A 19,963-nucleotide genomic window follows, 5' to 3' on the forward strand; every position below is an offset into this window, starting at 1 on the left:
TTTCTCGAAATTTTCGCCTTTTTCTTTCACTCTTTACGTATTAACACATAACCTGTTTTTTGTCATTTGCCAGTTTTACCGTTCCCAGTTAGCAATGCCTCTAAACAGTAAGCGAACTTGTGTAGACGCATTTTCAATAAATGCAGTCTGTTGTTGTTTAAGTTGCTCACCTTGATATTGTTTGGCGAGGTTGAGCCACGTCATTGCCCATGTAAATGACATATTGGTCAAAATGGTAGATAAGACATTTAAGTCTTGAGGGTTTTGAATATGTTTAAAATTTTCGAGCTTAGTCAGATCTGTTGTGAGATCTTCAATCAAAAATTCAATTTCTCTAGCAATGGCTGCACGGACCGTTTCTGAACCACCCCAACGTTCAGCAATCATAAATTGCCACTGTTTAGGGCTATGGTTCACTGCCTGTACAAATAGCTCAATACTGGTTTGGGTTTTTGCAGACTTGTGCTGTAAATAACTCTGGCCGAGTTGATGTAAAACGCTTTTTAAATGTAGGGCAACTTGGTCAACCAACTCTTTCCCGAGTTCATCCATGTCTTGAAAATGACGATAGAACGCTGTTGGCACTAAACCCACTTCACGTGCAACTTCACGCAAACTGATACTACTGAACGAACGCCCAGACGTGCTCAGATGCAAGGCTGCATCGAGAAGTGCCTGACGACTTTGCTGTTTTCGTTCATCCCGTATCGACATTAAAAAAACCTATTTAAACCGTGAGCCAAAGTCTAACAAAAAAGAGCAAACTTTCATAAAAAAAATAGTGAACAAGTGTTGACTGAGTGAACACTTATAAATATAGTGTACATATGTTCACTATACGAACATGTGTTCACTCAAATAAATAGCCAGAAACAAAAGAGGAACGTATGAACGCAACACTTAACTATCAACCACATTGGGTACGAGAAGATTTCGTTGATTTTGTTTTGCAGAAAATTAACGCGACTTGGGCTTGGAAAAGGGTACTTGCAGAAGTTACCGCTGTTCAGCCGCTTCATACTGATATGGTACTGATCAAGCTTAAACCAAATCGTAATTTTAATTTCGAACAGGTTTGTGCGGGACAAAGCATTCTATTGACGTTGCTTATCGATGGCGTTTACCAACAACGTAGCTATTCGATTATTGAAGTAACCACTCAAGGTGAAATCGCTTTAGGTATTAAAGTACAAGGCTTGGTGTCTCGTGCAGCTCAACTATTACATGTGGGCGAGTGTGTTGAAATTTCACAGCCACAAGGTGATTTCACTTTGCATCAAGGCCAGCAGCCTGCGATTTTGATTGCTTCAGGAAGTGGTATTACTGCAATTTATTCACTCTTGCAGCAAGCTTTGAAACAGCAGCTTGAACAAATTCATGTCATTTATTTTAATCGTGCAGAAATTTTTCATGCCGAATTAAAAGCTTTGGCAGAACAGCACCCACAGCTTCAATATCATTTTTTTAATACCAGCGAGCAAAAGCAGCATTTAACTGAAAGCTTACTGCAAAAGCTGGTTCCAGATTTTGCGCAGACTGCGACCTATATATGTGGACACCACGGCATGATGCTGCAGGCGAATGAAATTTATGCGCAAAAAGGTGCTCAGTCTCGGCTTCACCAAGAATATTTCCAACCACTCCAAGTGACTGGTACACATGCAGCACAGCCTGTTATTTTCCGCCGTGCTCAACACGAATTTTTAGCTGAAACAAATTTACTGAGCAGTGCAGAGCAGGCGGGACTACGCCCGCAACATGGCTGCCGTATGGGTGTTTGTAATAAATGCAGTTGTACCAAAGTGAGCGGAGTTACTCAAAACCTGTTAACAGGTGAAATTGAAGACCAACCGAACCGTCCAATTAAACTATGCGTGAGCCAGGCATTAAGCCCAGTCACAATTGATCTATAAAAAGAATTACAGAGGATTAACCCTATGAATATGGCATTAAAAGTTTCTATGGCTTCTAAATCTGCTCATTTAACCCCTGAGCAAATTGAAGAATTTGGCCGCCGTGTTGAACAGATTCGTCAAGATGTTATGCAAAGTCTTGGTGAGCAAGATGCAAAATATATCTACAAAGTCCGTAACTTCGTTCGCTATACCGAAATCGCATCACGTGGCATGTTGATGTTTGGTGGTTGGATTCCACCTGTCTGGTTATTGGGTACAGGTTTACTAGGTATTTCTAAAATTGTAGAAAACATGGAACTTGGTCATAACGTTATGCACGGTCAGTTTGACTGGTTAAATGAACCAAGTCTGAATGGTAATACTTACGATTGGGATACCATTGCCTCTGGTGATGACTGGCGTGAAACACACAACTATGTACATCACACCTATACCAATATTGTCGGTAAAGATCATGATGTCGGTTATGGCATTTTGCGAGTAAGCGATCAACAGAAGTGGGAACCTCGTCACCTATTTAATATTCCTTTGGCTCTACAGTTAATGTTTTTCTTTGAATGGTATGTAGGTGTACAAAATCTACATCTTGAAGATGCATTAGTTTATAAAACCAAAAGCTGGAAACAGGTGTGGAAAGATGCGGCTAAGGTCCGTAAAAAAGCAACACGCCAAGTTTTAAAGGATTATGTGTTTTTCCCTGTGATCTCTGGTCCTATGTTTTTACCGGTTTTTGCAGGCAATGTAGTTGCTAATATTATTCGTAACTTGTGGTCATCTGCTGTGATTTTTAATGGCCACTTTACTGAAGATGCAGAAACGTTTGAGCCGGATAATACCGACACTGAAACTAAGGCAGAGTGGTATTTACGTCAGATTCGTGGTTCAAGTAATTTTAGTGGTACAGAATGGCTTCATTTTATGAGTGGTAATTTAAGCCATCAAATCGAACACCATTTATTTCCAGATATGCCTGCCAACCGCTATAAAGAAGTAGCACCGAAAATTAAGGCACTCTGTGCAGAATACGGCATTAACTACAATGAAGCTAATTTCATGCGTCAGTTCTGGAGTGTATGGGTGCGTTTAGCAAAATGCTCATTACCAAACCACACCACTGCAAAAGTGATGCAGACATTAGAAAAATTAAAAGCAAAATTCAAATTTGCCTAATAGATAGACCAATAAATAGCTCCTAAAAAGGGGCTATTTTTATTTTTAAGTCATGAAAAGTGCAGACTTACATTTGAAAGTAGGGAATAAACTCAACCTGTCAAAATCCTTTGCTATACTATGCCCAAGTTTGTATTTAAGAGAATTTAGGAAGGATTATGCGTATTGACCAACGTGCATTAGACCAATTACGTGAAGTGAAAATTACACGAAACTACACCCGTTATGCTGAAGGTTCTGTGCTGGTCGAATTTGGTCACACCAAAGTCCTTTGTACTGCAAGCATTGATAACTCAGTGCCACGCTTTCTAAAAGGCCAAGGTCAAGGCTGGGTAACAGCAGAATATGGCATGTTACCGCGCTCAACACACTCACGTTGTGATCGTGAAGCTGCTCGTGGCAAACAAACTGGTCGTACTCAAGAAATCCAACGCCTCATTGGTCGTAGCTTACGTGCGATGGTTGATTTGAAAAAGCTTGGTGAAAATACTATTACCATCGACTGTGACGTCATTCAGGCAGATGGTGGTACACGTACTGCTTCAATCACTGGTGCTGCTGTAGCATTGGTTGATGCGATGAATGTTTTACTTGCACAGAAAAAAATTAAGCAAGATCCACTTAAAGGCTTAGTTGCTGCAATTTCTGTAGGCATGTATCAAGACGAAGTATTGCTTGATCTTTGTTATGAAGAAGACTCGAACTGTCAAACTGACTTAAATGTCGTGATGACACAAGCAGGCGAGTTTATTGAAATTCAAGGTACTGCCGAAGACAAACCGTTTACCCGTGCTCAAAGCAATGCCATGTTAGAAATGGCCGAAAAAGGAATTGCCGAGCTCATTAAAAAGCAACAAGAAGCTTTAGGCTGGTAAGTTTAAGTTTTCTAAAAAACGCATCTTCGGATGCGTTTTTTATGCCTTCATCAAATCGACATAAAAACATCACTTGCCTGTCACCTTTTCGCTTTATTAGTAGTTCGCATTTAAACCGTTTGGGAAAAACCAATGCGAAAACTTTCAATTTTATTAATTACATCTTTAGCACTCATGCTCAGTGCTTGTAACGATGATAACGACTCAGATAATTCATCGCCAACAACACCGCCTACCAGTAATTGCAAAATGCACTGTGCACCATAATAAGAACTCAGGATAGAACTAATGAATCGTCGCGAATTTCTTTTAAATTCTACAAAAACAATGTTTGGGACAGCTGCTCTAGCGAGTTTCCCGCTGAGTATTCAAAAAGCGTTAGCAATTGACGCCAAAGTTGAAAGTGGAACAATTCAAGATGTTAAACACATTGTGATTTTGACTCAGGAAAACCGTTCATTTGATAATTATTTTGGAACACTAAAAGGTGTACGTGGTTTCGGCGACCGTTTTACCATTCCTATGACAGAAGGCCGAAAGGTTTGGGAACAATATGACGCCAACAAAAAGAAAGTATTGCCATACCACTTAGATAGTCATTTAGGAAATGCTCAGCGTGTTACTGGTACAAATCATTCATGGTCAGATGGTCAAGGTGCTTGGGATAATGGGCGTATGAGTGATTGGGTAACGCATAAACAACCGCAGTCGATGGGCTATTACAAAAAACAAGAAGTTGAATATCAATTTGCCTTAGCGAATGCTTTTACGATTTGTGATGCCTACCACTGTGCCATGCACGCGGGAACTAACCCGAACCGTAAATTTATCTGGACGGGAACCAATGGACCTACAGGCGCAGGTGTTGCGAGTGTGGTCAACGAATTTGATGGAATTGGTCCATCAACAGAAGGTTATGAATGGATGACATATCCTGAGCGTTTACAGCAGGCTGGCGTGACATGGAAAGTTTATCAAAACATGCCGGATAACTTTACTGATAACCCTTTAGCTGGTTTCAAGCAATATCGCCGTGCAAATGAGCAATCTGGTCAACCTGTCAGTAACGACACACTAACGTGTCCAGCATATGATGAAAAGATTGATGTGACTCAACCACTTTACAAAGGTATTGCCAATACCATGCCAGACGGTGGTTTTTTAGGAACTTTTAAAGCTGATATTGCGCAGGGTAAATTACCGCAAGTGAGTTGGTTAGTTGCTCCTGCAACTTACAGTGAACATCCGGGGCCATCTAGTCCTGTACAAGGCGCTTGGTATATTCAGGAAGTATTAAATGTATTAACTGAAAACCCTCAAGTGTGGAGTCAAACCGTTTTATTGGTGAACTTCGATGAAAATGACGGTTTCTTTGACCATGTTCCTTCACCAAGCGCACCTTCTAAAGATATAAACGGTGTTGTATATGGAAAAACTACTTTAACGGACCAACAAGTATCTTATGAATACTTTAACCATCCAGCAGTAGCGACTTCAAAATCTCAACCCGAAACAGACGGACGGGTGTATGGCCCAGGTGTACGCGTTCCAATGTATGTGATTTCGCCGTGGAGCCGTGGAGGATGGGTAAATTCTCAAGTCTTTGATCATACTTCTATTTTACAATTCTTAGAAAAACGTTTTGGTGTGCAAGAACCTAACATTAGCCCATACCGCCGTGCTGTATGTGGTGATTTAACAACGGCATTTAATTTTAAAACACCGAATCTTTTGCCTGTTGCTGAACTAGATGGGAAGAAAACAAAAGCCGAAGCCGATGCGATTCGTGTCGCTCAAGAACTATTGCCGCAAGTTTCTGTTCCGAGCCAGCAACAATTTCCTCAGCAGGAAATAGGAATTCGACCTTCGCGTGCTTTACCTTATATTTTGCACACTAGTGCCAAAGTCGATGTCACTCAAAAAACGGTTAAACTGATGTTCTCCAATACGGGTAAACAGGCAGCCGTTTTCCATGTCTATAACCGATTAGATCTTACGGCAATTCCACGCCGTTATATGGTTGAGGCGGGCAAACAGCTTGATGACGCGTGGAATACTATCAATGGACAGTATGATTTATGGGTACTTGGACCAAATGGTTTTCACCGTGCGTTTAAAGGTAATTTAAGTCAAGCTAATCAGACTCAAGCATTACCGGAAATTAGAGTATGTGTAGAAGAATGTGATGCGAATTTATATTTAAAAGTGCGTCATGATGGTAATAAGACAGTCAAGCTCAACGTCAAAGCTAATGCTTATCTACCAAACAAGACATGGGTGATAGAAACCAATAGTGTTGAAAAAGAACTGGTTTGGGATATGTCTGAATTTGGTGGTTGGTATGATTTTACGGTGACATTAGCGGACGATGCGACGTTTAGTCGCCGTTTTGCAGGACGTATAGAAACTCAAGAAGATTCAATTTCTGATCCATATATGGGATATTTAGAGTCTTAAGTTGCTGTAATGCATGAATATTAAGCTGAAGTCTTAGTTAATAGTTATTTTAAATTAGTTAGCACGACGGAGTCTTATCGTTTATTCATCCAGTGGAAGTAGCTAATTCGTTACTTTGGTTTCGCCCAAAGTAAAGTACGTAATAAAGATTAATTAATCTTTATTACGTATCGAAAGACAACAGTTGGCTTAATAACATTCGTGCGCTTCGACAAAGCTATAATCGCTTTGTCTTGCTCAGGTTGTAGATGACATCTCGCACAATCTAATGTTGGGAAATATAAATGAAGACAGGTAATAACTTTTCGTATAGATGAATAATAAAAATAAAGACTTACCTTTTGTAACAGAATCTCCTAAGCCTGGTCATATTTATCTTTTACCTTGAAACCCTAATTTTTTAAAGTGATGGGGAAAATTTATGCTACAAGGTTTTATTGTATTATTAGCAGTAGTTACTTTTGTTTTAATGGCTGCCGATCCACGGGATAGTGGGGCACAAGCGACTCAGTCAGCATGGCAAAAAACACAAGCGGCAGACATGACCAAGTCGCAAAAAAATACCAATAATGATGCTGATTTTATTTAGGCATTAAAACGCATTGATAAATCAACGGCTTTGACATCTTTAGTCAACACGCCCATAGAAATATAGTCGACACCAGTAGTCGCTACTTCGCGTAAGTTTTCAATAGTGATATTGCCCGAAGCTTCGAGTTTACAGCGTCCCGCCACGTGTTTTACAGCATCAATCATTTGTTGTTGGCTAAAGTTGTCGAGCATGACAATGTCTGCACCTGCTTCAAGCGCTTGGTTTAGCTCATCCCAAGTTTCAACTTCGACTTCAACAGGTTTACCCGGCGCAATTTGATGTGCTTTTGCAATCGCTTGGGCAATACCGCCCGCTGCCATAATATGATTTTCTTTAATTAAGAATGCATCAAATAAACCGAGGCGGTGATTTTGTCCGCCACCGACGGTTACGGCATATTTTTGTGCAATACGTAAGCCCGGTAAAGTTTTACGTGTATCGAGAAGCTTTGTGTTTAAACCTTCAAGATGCTGAACATATTCAGCAGTTTTTGTTGCAACAGCCGATAATGTTTGAATAAAGTTTAAAGCAGGGCGCTCTACAGTCAGTAAGCTACGTGCAGAACCAGCAAGCTTTAAAAAGGCTTCATTTGCAGCAACACGGTCACCTTCTTGTTTTAACCAAGTCACCTGTACAGTGTTGTCATACGCTGAGATGAGCGCATTCACCCACGGCTGTCCAGCTAAAACCATATCTTCACGGCTGATGATAGTTGCGGTAGCTTGTTCATCTTCAGGTGTGAGCATGGCGGTAATGTCACCGTCCCCAATATCTTCTTGTAATGCTTGTTGAATATTGATTTGAATTGACTGTTCAAGCAAAGACTGAGGTATGCTCATACGGTTTCCATTTTGTCGATGACCCTAAAACTTGCGATATATTAGCACCGTCGACTTTAAAAATAAGCTGTTTTATCAGATTAATCGCGATAAACAATCATGCTGACTACTCTGAAAAGCAATTAACTGTTTTAAACTAAAACAATTGGCAAGCAATTTATTGGCATCTCAATGAAGCAAATCACACCGTATGAAGTTATAGATGGACAATTAAAAGGGGCGAGACAAGTACCTTCTCCAAATTTTAACCAGCGTCCCGCTGGTACCGAAATACAAATGATTGTGGTTCATAATATTAGCTTGCCGCCTTCTCAGTTTGGGGGAGGCTATATTGAACAGTTTTTCCAAAATAAATTAGATTGGTCCGTTCATCCCTATTTTCAGACTATTGAAGGTATGCAAGTCTCTACACACCTGTTAATTTTACGAACAGGTGAAGTCCTACAGTTTGTTAACTTTAATGATCGTGCATGGCATGCAGGGCGTTCAAGCTACTTAGCCAAAGTTGAATGTAATGATTATTCAATTGGTATTGAGCTTGAAGGAAGTGATGATTTACCTTTTGAAGACGTACAATATGAAGTGCTAACTGACGTTGTTAATGCTATTCGTCAGGCCTATCCTGAAATTAAAAACCATATTGCAGGGCATTCAGACATTGCACCGGGCCGAAAAACCGATCCAGGACCTTATTTTAAATGGCAGCACTTTAGGCAGTTGTTAGCACAGAAAAAAACTTGAGTTCATTCATCATTTCACAACGAAAAGATTTTCTAGTTTCATTACAATAGCGACTTTCGAATATAGCTGTAGGTGAGTACGATGGCATTATGGCGATCGACTTTTATTGTCAGTGCGATGACGATGTTGTCACGGGTATTGGGCTTAGTACGAGATGTCGTATTGCTCAACGTGTTTGGTGCGGGTAAAGATTTCGATACCTTCGTTGTGGCTTTTCGTATTCCCAACTTCTTTCGACGGTTGTTTGCCGAAGGGGCTTTTTCACAGGCTTTTATTCCGGTATTGACCGAATATAAAACAGGTCGTGCGCATGCAGAAGTACAGATCTTAATTAGTCGAGTATTTGGCTGTTTGCTGACAGTCATGACTTTACTGACTTTCGTGGCTATGGTCTTAGCTCCAGCAATTATCTATATGTATGCGCCGGGTTTCCATAATGACCCTGAAAAGTTTGATTTAGCGGTCAGTATGTTCCGTCTGACCATTCCCTATTTAATGTTTATGTCGCTTACGGCTTTTGCCAGCAGCATCTTAAACAGTTATGGCTCGTTTGCCTCGCCAGCTTTTTCACCTGTTTTACTGAACGTAGCAATGATTGCAGGGGCTTGGTGGCTTACACCGTATATGGCTGAGCCAATCAAAGCTTTAGGTTGGTCGGTTGTTGCGGCTGGTATTTTACAGTTAGCGATACAAATTCCTGAGTTATGGCGTAAAAACTTACTGATCCCACCGAAAGTTGATTTTAAACATGAAGGTGTAGAACGTATTTTAAAATTAATGCTTCCAGCATTATTTGGTGTATCTGTGACTCAGATTAACCTATTGCTAAATACGATTTGGGCATCTTTCATGCAAGATGGTTCAGTATCTTGGCTCTACAGTGCCGAACGTATGACTGAGTTACCTTTAGGATTAATCGGTGTTGCGATTGGTACAGTGATTTTACCCTCACTGTCAGCACGTCATGCTGAACAAGACCAAGCGAAGTTTCGCAGTATGATCGATTGGGCAGCAAAAGTGATTGTGTTGGTTGGTTTGCCAGCAAGTATTGCTTTATTTATGCTTTCTACACCGATTATTCAGGCATTGTTCCAGCGTGGTGAGTTTGATTTACGCGATACACAAATGACAGCACTTGCATTGCAATGTATGAGTGCAGGCGTAATTTCCTTTATGTTAATTAAAGTATTTGCACCAGGTTTCTATGCGCAGCAAGATACAAAAACACCGGTCCGTGTGGGTTTAATGTCGGTTGCTGCCAATGCGATTTTAAACGTTGTATTCATTGGTTTCTTTAAATTAATCAATTGGCATGCAGAGCATATGGCGCTTGCATTAGCCTCTTCTGGTTCAGCTTTAGTAAATGCAGGTTTGCTCTATTTCTACCTACATAAGCGTAATATTTTCCGATTTGGTGCACATTGGAAAAAACTGGCACTTCAATATGGCTTGGCCAACCTTGCGATGATTGCAGCGCTTTGGTTCGGGTTAAATTGGTATAACGGAGAACTCTCTCAATGGGTTCGTGTTGCAGAGGTGGTAGGTTTATGCGTTGTAGGTGTGATCGCTTACTTAATTGGCTTATTACTGACAGGCTTTAGACCGAGAGATTTAAAACACTAAAATAAAAAAGCGATCAATTTAGATCGCTTTTTTTATCTTCGAAAATTATTTTGGCAAAACTTGTAGCAACTCAATATCAAAAATTAAAGTACTATTTGGACCGATACTATCCCCAGCGCCAACTTCACCATAAGCAAGTTTTGCTGGAATGAAGAAACGGGTTTTACCGCCTTCTTTCATAGTTTGTAAGCCTTCGGTCCATCCAGCGATCACTTGATTTAACTGGAAATCAACAGGGTGATTACGTGCAATTGAGCTATCAAATACAGTTCCGTCGAGTAAACGTCCTTCATAGTTTACTTTTACACGAGAGGTGGCTTTAGGTGTTTTACCAGTGCCTTCTTTTAATACCTGATATTGCAGACCTGATTTAGTCGCAATCACACCAGATTTTTTAGCATTTTCTGCCAGAAAAGCTGCACCAGCCTGAGCGTTTTGTTGACCTTGTTTTTGAAATTCGACTAGCTGTTTAGCTTCTAATGTTTTTTTATAATCATTAATTGCTTTCGCCATTTCTTCATCAGTTAGGCGTGCTGTCTTATTTTGAGCACCTTCTTGTAAACCTTGGTAAAAAATATCAAGATTTAAATCTGTTAACGCATCAGTATTATTACGGCCCATTAAATAACCATAACTATAACTAAACTGATCTTTTGCCGGACTTTTATTTGTTATCGGTGCAGCAGCAAAAACAGATAAACTCATCGTTGACGCTGCAATAACCAAACTGATTTTTTTCATGTCATTTTCCAAAAAAACAGGAGAGTATAACGACTCTCCTGGATTGTTATTATTTCACTGAAATGAGTTCTACATCAAAAATCAGTGTACTGTTTGCTGGAATTCCAGGAAGCTCTTGTGGGCCATATGCAAGATTTGATGGTATAAAGAAAGTCGCTTTTCCACCTTCTTTCATGAGTTGAAGACCTTCAGTCCAACCCGGAATGACCTGATTAAGCGGGAATTCTACTGGTTGACCACGCTTATAAGAACTATCGAAAACCTGTCCATTAATTAAGCGGCCTTCATAATGTACTTTAACAATAGACTGAGCAGTTGGCTGTTTACCAGTACCTTCTTTAGTAATGATATATTGCAAACCTGATACAGTAGTTTTTACACCAGCTTTCGTTTTATTTTCTGCAAGGAACTGTGCATCTGCAGAGTCAGTAGCTGTACCTGCTTGCTCAGGTTTGTCTTGATGCTGCATTTTTTGTTGTAACTCTTTTTCATAAGCAGCAACGGCAGCTTTTAAATCTTCTTGAGTATAAGCGCTAGGCTGCTTATTACGCGCATCATGGATCCCTTGAACAAATGCTTTGGTATCCAGCTCAGGAGGGGTTTGTTGAGCAACTTCATACCCAAGAACATAACTGATTTTTTGAATTGGAGAAGCATTTTTGTCTGCTTTACGTCCGACTTCTGTGGTCGGATGTTGAGTTGCATAATATACAGGTACAAGTGCAGCACCGCCTAAAACTACAGCGACAGCAATGGGTAAGGCTTTACTCATAAAGGGTTCCAAAAATAATCATTTGAGTCTAAAAGGCTGCTTCGATCTTAGCATGCTTCGACTTAAGCATAGAATGTTTAACAAAAAAAACGAGTGGTTTTTTATATATTTTAGTTAGTTTTAATGTGGCAAAACTTAAAAAGCAAATAAAAAACCGGATCATTTGATCCGGTTTTTTATGAAGAGTTTTAATTAGTCTTCTTTTTGTGCCTTATAGGCATAAGCATAGTTATAGCCATAACCATAGCCAGCGCTAGCACGTTGAATATCATTGAGAATAAAGCCGTTGACTTTAACACCCGCCTGTTCAAAACGATTAACAGTTAGTTCAAGCTCTTTCATTTGTGACTTGGCGTAGCGTGCAACAATTAAGTTCACACCAGTATATTGCGAAATAATAATACCATCGGTTACTGCAAGCACTGGTGGAGTATCAATAATGATGTGGTCGTATTGGCTTTGTAGCTGCTCAAGTAATTCCTTAAATTGGTTTGAGCTTAAGATCTCTGAAGGGTTTGTTGGGCTCTTACCACGAGTGATCACATCAAGATTGGCTACCTGAGTTTTGTGCAATACTTTTTGTAAATCAGCTTGTCCACTTAAAAGTTCTGATAGACCTGGTTTCACATCAACATCGAAATATTTGTGCATATAACCACGGCGCATATCGGCATCGATCAATAGTACTCGTTTATTACCTTGCGCGAAAATAGTTGCCAAGTTAGTTGAAATAAACGATTTACCCACTTCAGGAGAAGGACCAGCAATCATAATGATATTATTTTTTGCATTTGCTAATGCAAAGTGAATAGCTGTACGGATACTGCGTAAGCTTTCAATGGCAATATCATCACTGTTTTTAACCGCAAGAATAGGAATGCTCTTCTTCTTCTTTAAAATCTTGATACGGCTTTCTTGAATTGGAGAACGAGGAACGGTTGCATAAACCGGTAAATCCATTTCATTTTCAATTTGACCAGAGTCTTTAATACCTGTACGTAACATATTACGTAATAAGGCTATTAGAGCTCCAATAAAGCCACCCACAAATACCGATAAAATAAGGACTAACAACTTTTTCGGTTTAATTGGTTCAACTGGCTCAACTGCAGTGTCAACAATACGTACATTACCAATTTCACCAGCTTTGGCAATACGAAGTTGTTGGTATGAGTTTAAAAGGGCTGTATAGAGTTGTGTCTTAACTTCAACTTCACGATAAAGCTGTAAATATTGGCGTTGAACATCCGGTAATTGTTTTAAAGTACTATTGAGCTCACCAATTTGCTTATTAATCGCAGCGAGCTGGCCATTAATTTCACGCATTGCTGGATGTTCAGCTGTATATTTAGCTGCCATTTCAGCTTGTTTCTGCTCAAGCTCTGCTTTTTTAGTTTCCAAAGTAATACTTTGGGTTAAATAAAGCTCAGACTCTTTAGTCACATCAACGGTATTATACTGTTGACGGAATTTATTAAATTGACGTTCTGCATCATCTAGCTGTTTTTTCAGATCAGGTAGTTGTTCATCTAAAAATTTTAAGGTTTGAGCAGACTCTGCTGAACGGCGCTCAATATTTTGTGCACTATAGGTCGCTAAAATCGCATTGAGAACTTTGGTAATATGCTCTTTGTCTTGACCTTGATAGTTAAGACCTAACACTCCTGTAAGCTTGCCGCGTTCTGCTACTGAATAATTTGTGCTAAGTGCATTTACAGCAGCTGGTATTGATTGACTTTTAATATTATAGGTCGCGTCAAATTGATCTTTCGTAAAGATAGCAACTTTCCATAAACCATGAGGACCAGCAACGTGATTAGCTTGGTTTAATGGAACAGTTAAGATGACTTCTTCAGTATCTGGATCTGTTAAACGTAAAGACTGTTTATCAAAATTAAGAAGTAAGTTTCTGTCAAGATAGTAAGCTGGAACTTCAAATTCACGTACTTCAAAACTTTTTAAGTCATCTTTAAATAAAACTGATTTCTTAGTGTATTCAGTTTTATAGTCAGTATCACTTAATAAGCGATGGGTAAGTGTATTTTCAGTGCTAGAGACCTGTATATTTAAATGTAAGTCCTTAATGACCGTGCCTAAAACCAAACGAGATTTTAAAATTTCTATTTCTGCTTGAGCTGGTGATTTTTGCTCAATCATTTGTGAGAGATCACCTAAAAGTGCAGCAGAAGCCCCTTTACTGTCCTCAACCTGAACTAAAGCATCTACCGAATAGGTATCTGGCGTTACACGTAAATAGAGTAGGGCACATACAACGCTTAAAATAACGCATAGAGCAATGAGTTTCCACTGAGCAATCAGTGAAAAAAACAATTCTTTTAAGTCAATTGTATCTTCGGTATTAGTATTCTGTTGGTTCATATGCTTAAAAATCTATACGTTAAATATAAGGTTTCCAGTCAGCCACGCATTGCTGAATGAGCTGGCAAGTTTCATCAAATACAGCTTGCTCATGCTGGTAGGGATCGGGCACATTTTTATTTTGCCAATGACCTAAACGGAAAGTTTTTCCTTTTGCAAAGGGCCAAGTTTGTTCAATATGCTTTTGTTGGTTACTGCTCATCACTAGAATAAGATCAGCTTTTTTGATGAGCTCGGCATTGAGCTTTCTCGCAATATGAGGCTGCATATCAATGCCTAAACGCTGCATACAGAGCTGCGCCTTTTCATCGGCTTGATGCCCAATCAACCCCGAAATACCCGCAGATTCAATATTGAGTTGAGGATATTGCTGTTTTAATAAATATTCTGCCATAGGGCTACGGCAAATATTCCCAATACAAACCACCAAAATATTTTTAATTTGCATAAAATTATTGTCCCAAACGGTCTATGTTATATAAAGCATTTGAGAACGGGATAATCTGATTAACCACACGTTGCCAACGTGTCAAGCCAGTCGCATCAATATAAACAATATCATTACTACGTAGTCTAAATTGATTGGCTAAGCCGAAATCACCGAGACTCATTAAATTTAAATGATAAATTTCAGTAACATGATCATTTGGATTAGTCCGTACAACATATATACGGCTTGCACTTGCAGAGTTTGGATTAATGCCCAAACTTTCACCCAAAGCATCAGTTAAAGTCATGCCTTGATCACGCATTGGTAAAGCTTGATTTTTACCTGACTCACCCATCACATAAATTTTTTGGTTCTCACGTGTGCTTACATAAATAGTATCGTTTGGCTGAACCAGAAGTTTATGAAGTGAATAGCCTGCTTTCTCTAAATCAATCGTATTTAGGTTATAAGTTCGGCCATTCCGAATCAGTTGAATATAAGTGTTATCACCTGTCGTAGTGACGCCACCTGCCATACCTAATGCAGTATAAATACTCACCGGTTGATCGCTTAGGTAAAATTGGCCACCTTTGGTAACACTACCTTGAACAGAGAAGCGCTGCCCTTCATATGAAAGCACGCGAACAATAACATCAGGATTTTTTAAAAAGCGGGCGAGTTGGTTGTGTAACTCACGGTTGACTTGAGCAAGTGTTTTACCAGCAGCTTTGTAGCGTCCAACCAACGGAAACTGAATATAACCACTCTGATCGATTGGGTAGCCATTGGCTTGAATAGATTGTTCGCTGCTAATACCATTAACTGGAGGAGTAATTTCTGGATATGCCCAAAGCTGAATAGAAAGAATATCGCCAGGGCTTAAACGATAAATAGACTGCTGCGTTTTAAATAATGATGCGTAGTCGCGTTGATAGTCAATTTGAGCAGGCTGAATTGCCGGTAATGTCTCTTGAGAAATTTTAACTACATTAACTGTAGTTCCGAGGTCCGTTTTATAAACACCCTCACTAGGAATATCATAAGTTTGTAAACCGGAAGTAACCGCACAGCTGGCAGCACTTAAGCTTAAAGCAAGAACAGAGAAAAACTGGCAATACTTCACACGCGACCCTTTGTGTATTTATCTTTAATTGATATTTTCTACTGCGTATTAACAAGTGTCTATTAAACGCAGGATGCACAGATTCTAGCTGAAAAGAAATCAAAAAACATCGAAAAATCGTAGTGCTTTGTATGTTTAGTTTATCCGAACGGCTATTTTTCCGTTGAAAAAGTTTAACACTAAATATGAAAAACATTTCAAAAAAATTAAACCGTCTTATTAGTAAATGCTGTAAACACTTTTATACAATTGCATTACGGAGAATAAAAAAAAACTGCTATAGTTACGCTCGACTATATCCAGTTAACATGCAACATATATTTAATAGATACAATCTTGTAAGGAAAAAGGCTAACTTTTATGCAACTTGCCGATTTAAGAATAGCGATTATAGGTTTAGGATATGTAGGCTTGCCATTGGCAGTTGAGTTTGGCAAAAAAGGGCCAGTAATTGGATTCGATATTAATCAAAATCGTATTGATGAATTAAAGAGTGGAAAAGACCATACTTTAGAAGTTTCTCCAGAAGAGCTTCAAAAAGCAGAACAATTAAGTTTTAGTGCAAACTTAGATGATTTAAAAACGAGTAATTTTTTTATTGTAACAGTTCCTACACCTGTGGACCAAGTTAACCGACCAGATTTAACCCCTTTAAAAAAGGCAAGTGAGACAGTTGGTCAAGCTCTAAAAAAGGGCGATATTGTTGTTTATGAATCAACGGTATATCCAGGTGCTACTGAAGAAGTATGTATTCCAATATTGGAAAAAGTATCGGGACTTAAATTTAATCAGGACTTTTTTGCAGGATATAGTCCTGAGCGTATTAACCCGGGAGATAAGGTTAATACACTAACCAAAATTAAAAAAATTACGAGTGGTAGCACACCAGAAGTAGCTAATACGGTGGATGCAGTGTATGCCAGCATTATTACTGCAGGTACTCATAAAGCTTCTAGTATTAAAGTCGCAGAAGCAGCAAAAGTTATTGAGAATACTCAGCGTGATTTAAATATTGCTTTGGTTAATGAGCTATCGGTAATTTTTGACCGTATTGGTATTGATACCTTAGATGTGTTGGAAGCAGCGGGTAGTAAGTGGAACTTCTTACCTTTCCGTCCTGGTCTGGTAGGTGGACACTGTATCGGTGTTGACCCTTACTACTTGACCCATAAAGCAGAAGAGGTAGGTTATCATCCGCAGGTAATTCTTGCTGGTCGTCGTATTAATGACAATATGGCGCGCTATGTTGCTCGTAATACGATTAAACTAATGCTTCAAAATGGTATTGATGTACCGCGCTCAAAAGTAGGGGTATTAGGTGTCACATTTAAAGAAAACTGTCCTGATATTCGTAATAGTAAAGTAGCCGATTTAATTAAAGAGCTCGAATTTTGGGGTGCACAGGTTGTGGTTGCAGACCCTTGGGCTGATGCAGAAGAAGTTAAGCATGAATATGGTGTTGAGCTTGGTACCGTGAATGCTCAAAATCCAGTTGATAGTTTGATTGTCGCAGTAGGCCATAGTGAGTTCCGTTCTCTTTCTGCCAGTGAATTACGTAGCTACGTAAAAGCTGAAAAACCAGTTTTAGCTGATGTGAAGAGTCTTTTTGACCGTACACAAATGTCAGATGTTGGTTTTACTGTATTCCGTCTCTAATTTTATTTATATTAAATTGAAGTTTTAAACATGAAAAAATTTGCATTAATTGGTGCTGCTGGTTATATCGCACCGCGTCACTTAAAAGCAATTAAAGAAACTGGTAATACTTTAGCGGTTGCGATGGACGTAAATGACTCTGTTGGGATTATGGATAGTCATTTTCCTGAGGCTGAGTTTTTTACAGAATTTGAAGAATTTGAAGCATATGTAGAAGATCAAAAGTTAAAAGGTGAAAAGCTAGACTATGTAGCAATTTGCTCACCTAATTATTTACATGCGCCACATATGAAATATGCTTTAAAAAATGGTATAGACGTTATTTGTGAAAAGCCATTAGTTTTGAATTCAGAAGACTTAAATATGCTAGCTGAATATGAAAAGCAATATGGTGCGAAAGTAAACTCGATTCTACAACTACGCTTACACCCGTCTATTATTGCACTGCGTGATAAAGTTCAAGCTGCCCCAGCCCATAAAGTATTTGATGTTGACCTTACCTATTTAACTTCTCGTGGTAAATGGTATTTAAAGTCATGGAAAGGCGTTGATAACAAATCTGGTGGTGTAGCGACAAATATTGGTGTGCACTTCTACGATATGTTGCATTTTATTTTTGGAAAAATTGTAAAAAATGAAGTGCATTATCGCGATGAGAAAACTGCATCTGGTTATTTAGAATATGAGCGTGCACGTGTACGTTGGTTCTTATCAATTGATGCTAATAATCTACCAGAAAATGCGGTGCAAGGTGAAAAATTAACTTACCGTAGCATTACTATTGAAAATGAAGAACTTGAATTCTCTGGTGGTTTTACCGATTTACATACTCAGAGCTATCAACGTGTATTAGAAGGTAAAGGCTACGGTGTTGAGGAGAACCGCGCGGCAATTGAAACGGTCGAGGTGATCCGAGTTTCTCCAATTATTGAAAATCCTGAAAATCCACATCCACTATTAGCAAAGGTGAAAAAAGCATGAGCTTTTATCAACATGAAACTGCGATAGTCGATAATGGTGCACAAATTGGTGACGGTTCGCGTATTTGGCATTTTGTTCATGTCTGTGGTGGGGCCAAAATTGGCAAGGGTGTTTCTTTAGGTCAAAACGTATTTGTTGGTAACCGAGTTGTAATTGGTGACCATTGTAAAGTCCAAAATAATGTATCGGTTTACGATAATGTTACTTTGGAAGAAGGGGTTTTTTGTGGCCCAAGCATGGTATTTACGAATGTTTATAACCCGCGTTCCCTCATTGAGCGTAAAGATCAATACCGAGACACCTTGGTGAAAAAGGGCGCTACGCTTGGTGCAAACTGTACCATTGTTTGTGGCATTACTATAGGTGCTTATGCTTTCGTTGGGGCGGGTGCAGTTGTTAATAAAGATGTTCCTGCTTATGCGCTGATGGTGGGTGTACCTGCTAAACAAATCGGTTGGATGAGTGAATTTGGTGAACAGCTTGATTTACCTTTGCAGGGACAAGCTCAGGCTATCTGTTCTCATACAGGAGCGGTTTATCAACTCGATGGAACAACACTAACAAAGCAAGGTTAATATGATTGACTTTATTGATTTAAAAGCACAACAAAATCGAATTAAAGATAAAATTAATGCTGGTATTCAAAATGTATTGACACATGGTCAATACATTTTAGGGCCGGAAGTAATTGAGTTAGAAGAAAAGCTAGCTTCGTATGTGGGTGCTAAGCACTGTATTACTTGTGCAAATGGCACAGATGCCCTGCAAATTGCACAAATGGCTTTCGGTATTGGGCCTGGTGATGAAGTGATTACACCAGGTTTTACTTATATTGCTACTGCTGAAACAGTTGCACTCTTAGGTGCAAAACCTGTATATGTTGATGTAAATCCGAAGACTTATAATTTAGATATTGAAAAATTAGAAGCTGCAATTACACCTCGAACTAAGGCTATTATTCCTGTGAGTTTATATGGCCAATGTGCAGACTTTGATGCAATCAATGCAATTGCTAAAAAGTATAGTATCCCTGTAATTGAAGATGCTGCCCAAAGCTTTGGGGCCACATATAAAGGTCGTAAAAGCTGTAACCTAAGTACAGTTGCTTGTACGAGTTTCTTCCCAAGTAAACCATTAGGTTGTTATGGTGATGGTGGCGCTATTTTTACCAATGATGATGAACTAGCTAAAGTGATTCGTCAGATTGCACGTCATGGACAAGATAAGCGTTATCACCATATCCGTGTTGGTGTGAACAGCCGCTTAGATACCTTGCAGGCAGCAATTTTATTACCAAAATTAGAAATTTTGGATGATGAAATGCAAGCACGTCAAAGAGTAGCGGAAGTTTATAACCGACTATTTAACGATGTAGGGATTCATACTACGCCGTATATTGAATCGTATAATACCAGTGCATGGGCTCAATATACGATTCAGGTTGATAACCGTGCAGAAGTACAAGAGAAATTAAAAGCTCAAGGTATTCCAACAGCAGTGCATTATCCAATACCACTTAATAAGCAACCTGCTGTAGCGGATAGTGACATTCATCTCCCTATTGGAGATGCGATTGCGGAGAAAGTAATGAGCTTACCTATGCATCCCTACTTAGTTATTGATGATCAATTAAAAATTGTTAAGGCTTTTGGTTGATTAAGCTGTGAA

Annotated in this window: 19 protein-coding genes; 12 read left to right on the forward strand and 7 right to left on the reverse strand. The window is 39.2% G+C overall.

Annotation, left to right across the window (positions count from 1 at the left end):
* Window positions 1–75: 75 nt before the first annotated feature.
* Window positions 76–714, reverse strand: coding sequence for a TetR family transcriptional regulator (locus tag EG365_RS08370; RefSeq protein WP_000027529.1), 639 nt, complete (start codon window positions 712–714; stop codon window positions 76–78).
* Window positions 715–887: 173 nt separating this feature from the next.
* Here EG365_RS08370 and EG365_RS08375 point away from each other — a divergent pair, with 173 nt between their 5' ends.
* The 6 genes from EG365_RS08375 (at window position 888) to EG365_RS08395 (ending at window position 7,007) form a co-directional block, all read left to right on the forward strand.
* On the forward strand, window positions 888–1,913 hold the full coding sequence (locus EG365_RS08375; RefSeq protein WP_000994547.1) for a ferredoxin reductase: 1,026 nt from the start codon (window positions 888–890) through the stop codon (window positions 1,911–1,913).
* Window positions 1,914–1,943: 30 nt separating this feature from the next.
* Window positions 1,944–3,086, forward strand: a complete 1,143-nt coding sequence (locus EG365_RS08380; RefSeq protein ID WP_086263486.1) for a fatty acid desaturase family protein — start codon at window positions 1,944–1,946, stop codon at window positions 3,084–3,086.
* Between the two features lie 158 nt (window positions 3,087–3,244).
* On the forward strand, window positions 3,245–3,961 hold the full coding sequence (rph, locus tag EG365_RS08385; protein ID WP_001217232.1) for a ribonuclease PH: 717 nt from the start codon (window positions 3,245–3,247) through the stop codon (window positions 3,959–3,961).
* A 132-nt stretch (window positions 3,962–4,093) separates the two neighbouring features.
* Window positions 4,094–4,228 (forward strand): hypothetical protein, encoded by a 135-nt coding sequence (locus EG365_RS19545; protein WP_254974790.1) that lies wholly within the window; start codon window positions 4,094–4,096, stop codon window positions 4,226–4,228.
* Window positions 4,229–4,249: 21 nt separating this feature from the next.
* Entirely contained in the window at window positions 4,250–6,418 is a 2,169-nt protein-coding gene (locus tag EG365_RS08390; RefSeq protein ID WP_001081733.1) for a phosphocholine-specific phospholipase C, read from the forward strand.
* 421 nt (window positions 6,419–6,839) lie between these two features.
* Entirely contained in the window at window positions 6,840–7,007 is a 168-nt protein-coding gene (locus EG365_RS08395) for a hypothetical protein (protein WP_000938939.1), read from the forward strand.
* Here the strand turns inward: EG365_RS08395 and nadC are convergent.
* The gene (gene nadC, locus EG365_RS08400; protein WP_000026927.1) at window positions 7,004–7,849 is read right to left on the reverse strand and encodes a carboxylating nicotinate-nucleotide diphosphorylase; all 846 of its coding nucleotides are present in this window, start codon (window positions 7,847–7,849) and stop codon (window positions 7,004–7,006) included. The genes EG365_RS08395 and nadC overlap by 4 nt on opposite strands.
* A gap of 171 nt (window positions 7,850–8,020) precedes the next feature.
* Between nadC and ampD the strand changes: the two genes are divergently transcribed.
* Window positions 8,021–8,590, forward strand: coding sequence for a 1,6-anhydro-N-acetylmuramyl-L-alanine amidase AmpD (ampD, locus tag EG365_RS08405; RefSeq protein ID WP_000810002.1), 570 nt, complete (start codon window positions 8,021–8,023; stop codon window positions 8,588–8,590).
* Window positions 8,591–8,662: 72 nt separating this feature from the next.
* Window positions 8,663–10,213, forward strand: coding sequence for a murein biosynthesis integral membrane protein MurJ (gene murJ / locus EG365_RS08410; protein WP_169518025.1), 1,551 nt, complete (start codon window positions 8,663–8,665; stop codon window positions 10,211–10,213).
* A gap of 45 nt (window positions 10,214–10,258) precedes the next feature.
* Here murJ and EG365_RS08415 read toward each other — a convergent pair whose 3' ends face one another.
* From EG365_RS08415 to EG365_RS08435, 5 genes are all read right to left on the reverse strand, one after another.
* The gene (locus EG365_RS08415) at window positions 10,259–10,954 is read right to left on the reverse strand and encodes an FKBP-type peptidyl-prolyl cis-trans isomerase (protein WP_000724216.1); all 696 of its coding nucleotides are present in this window, start codon (window positions 10,952–10,954) and stop codon (window positions 10,259–10,261) included.
* Between the two features lie 49 nt (window positions 10,955–11,003).
* Complete coding sequence (locus EG365_RS08420) at window positions 11,004–11,726, reverse strand: FKBP-type peptidyl-prolyl cis-trans isomerase (protein WP_000030405.1); 723 nt, start codon at window positions 11,724–11,726, stop codon at window positions 11,004–11,006.
* 192 nt (window positions 11,727–11,918) lie between these two features.
* Window positions 11,919–14,105, reverse strand: coding sequence for a polysaccharide biosynthesis tyrosine autokinase (locus EG365_RS08425; protein ID WP_001075976.1), 2,187 nt, complete (start codon window positions 14,103–14,105; stop codon window positions 11,919–11,921).
* Window positions 14,106–14,124: 19 nt separating this feature from the next.
* Window positions 14,125–14,553 (reverse strand): low molecular weight protein-tyrosine-phosphatase, encoded by a 429-nt coding sequence (locus EG365_RS08430; protein WP_001165994.1) that lies wholly within the window; start codon window positions 14,551–14,553, stop codon window positions 14,125–14,127.
* Between the two features lie 4 nt (window positions 14,554–14,557).
* Window positions 14,558–15,658, reverse strand: coding sequence for a polysaccharide biosynthesis/export family protein (locus tag EG365_RS08435; protein ID WP_000872595.1), 1,101 nt, complete (start codon window positions 15,656–15,658; stop codon window positions 14,558–14,560).
* 360 nt (window positions 15,659–16,018) lie between these two features.
* Here EG365_RS08435 and tviB point away from each other — a divergent pair, with 360 nt between their 5' ends.
* Genes tviB through EG365_RS08455 form a run of 4 tightly spaced genes read left to right on the forward strand, consistent with a single transcriptional unit; the run spans window position 16,019 to window position 19,951 of the window.
* A complete protein-coding gene (gene tviB / locus EG365_RS08440; protein ID WP_001175092.1) occupies window positions 16,019–17,314 on the forward strand; it encodes a Vi polysaccharide biosynthesis UDP-N-acetylglucosamine C-6 dehydrogenase TviB in 1,296 nt (431 codons plus the stop codon).
* 30 nt (window positions 17,315–17,344) lie between these two features.
* The gene (locus EG365_RS08445) at window positions 17,345–18,295 is read left to right on the forward strand and encodes a Gfo/Idh/MocA family protein (RefSeq protein ID WP_000712681.1); all 951 of its coding nucleotides are present in this window, start codon (window positions 17,345–17,347) and stop codon (window positions 18,293–18,295) included.
* Window positions 18,292–18,870 (forward strand): UDP-2-acetamido-3-amino-2,3-dideoxy-D-glucuronate N-acetyltransferase, encoded by a 579-nt coding sequence (wbpD, locus tag EG365_RS08450; RefSeq protein WP_000011808.1) that lies wholly within the window; start codon window positions 18,292–18,294, stop codon window positions 18,868–18,870. Before EG365_RS08445 ends, wbpD begins: the two co-directional genes overlap by 4 nt.
* Before the next feature lies 1 nt (window position 18,871).
* A complete protein-coding gene (locus tag EG365_RS08455) occupies window positions 18,872–19,951 on the forward strand; it encodes a DegT/DnrJ/EryC1/StrS family aminotransferase (RefSeq protein ID WP_000564784.1) in 1,080 nt (359 codons plus the stop codon).
* Window positions 19,952–19,963 lie beyond the last annotated feature (12 nt).

This window comes from Acinetobacter sp. FDAARGOS_494, from assembly GCF_003812225.1.
GTDB lineage: Bacteria > Pseudomonadota > Gammaproteobacteria > Pseudomonadales > Moraxellaceae > Acinetobacter > Acinetobacter baumannii.

Coding starts and splice junctions, on each gene's coding strand:
- EG365_RS08420 (WP_000030405.1), bottom strand. CDS start 11,726: ATGAGTAAAGCCTTACCCATTGCTGTCGCTGTAGTTTTAGGCGGTGCT.
- tviB (WP_001175092.1), top strand. CDS start 16,019: ATGCAACTTGCCGATTTAAGAATAGCGATTATAGGTTTAGGATATGTA.
- EG365_RS08445 (WP_000712681.1), top strand. CDS start 17,345: ATGAAAAAATTTGCATTAATTGGTGCTGCTGGTTATATCGCACCGCGT.
- nadC (WP_000026927.1), bottom strand. CDS start 7,849: ATGAGCATACCTCAGTCTTTGCTTGAACAGTCAATTCAAATCAATATT.
- EG365_RS08425 (WP_001075976.1), bottom strand. CDS start 14,105: ATGAACCAACAGAATACTAATACCGAAGATACAATTGACTTAAAAGAA.
- ampD (WP_000810002.1), top strand. CDS start 8,021: ATGAAGCAAATCACACCGTATGAAGTTATAGATGGACAATTAAAAGGG.
- EG365_RS08390 (WP_001081733.1), top strand. CDS start 4,250: ATGAATCGTCGCGAATTTCTTTTAAATTCTACAAAAACAATGTTTGGG.
- EG365_RS08375 (WP_000994547.1), top strand. CDS start 888: ATGAACGCAACACTTAACTATCAACCACATTGGGTACGAGAAGATTTC.
- wbpD (WP_000011808.1), top strand. CDS start 18,292: ATGAGCTTTTATCAACATGAAACTGCGATAGTCGATAATGGTGCACAA.
- EG365_RS08430 (WP_001165994.1), bottom strand. CDS start 14,553: ATGCAAATTAAAAATATTTTGGTGGTTTGTATTGGGAATATTTGCCGT.
- EG365_RS08415 (WP_000724216.1), bottom strand. CDS start 10,954: ATGAAAAAAATCAGTTTGGTTATTGCAGCGTCAACGATGAGTTTATCT.
- EG365_RS08380 (WP_086263486.1), top strand. CDS start 1,944: ATGGCATTAAAAGTTTCTATGGCTTCTAAATCTGCTCATTTAACCCCT.
- EG365_RS08395 (WP_000938939.1), top strand. CDS start 6,840: ATGCTACAAGGTTTTATTGTATTATTAGCAGTAGTTACTTTTGTTTTA.
- EG365_RS08455 (WP_000564784.1), top strand. CDS start 18,872: ATGATTGACTTTATTGATTTAAAAGCACAACAAAATCGAATTAAAGAT.
- EG365_RS08370 (WP_000027529.1), bottom strand. CDS start 714: ATGTCGATACGGGATGAACGAAAACAGCAAAGTCGTCAGGCACTTCTC.
- rph (WP_001217232.1), top strand. CDS start 3,245: ATGCGTATTGACCAACGTGCATTAGACCAATTACGTGAAGTGAAAATT.
- EG365_RS19545 (WP_254974790.1), top strand. CDS start 4,094: ATGCGAAAACTTTCAATTTTATTAATTACATCTTTAGCACTCATGCTC.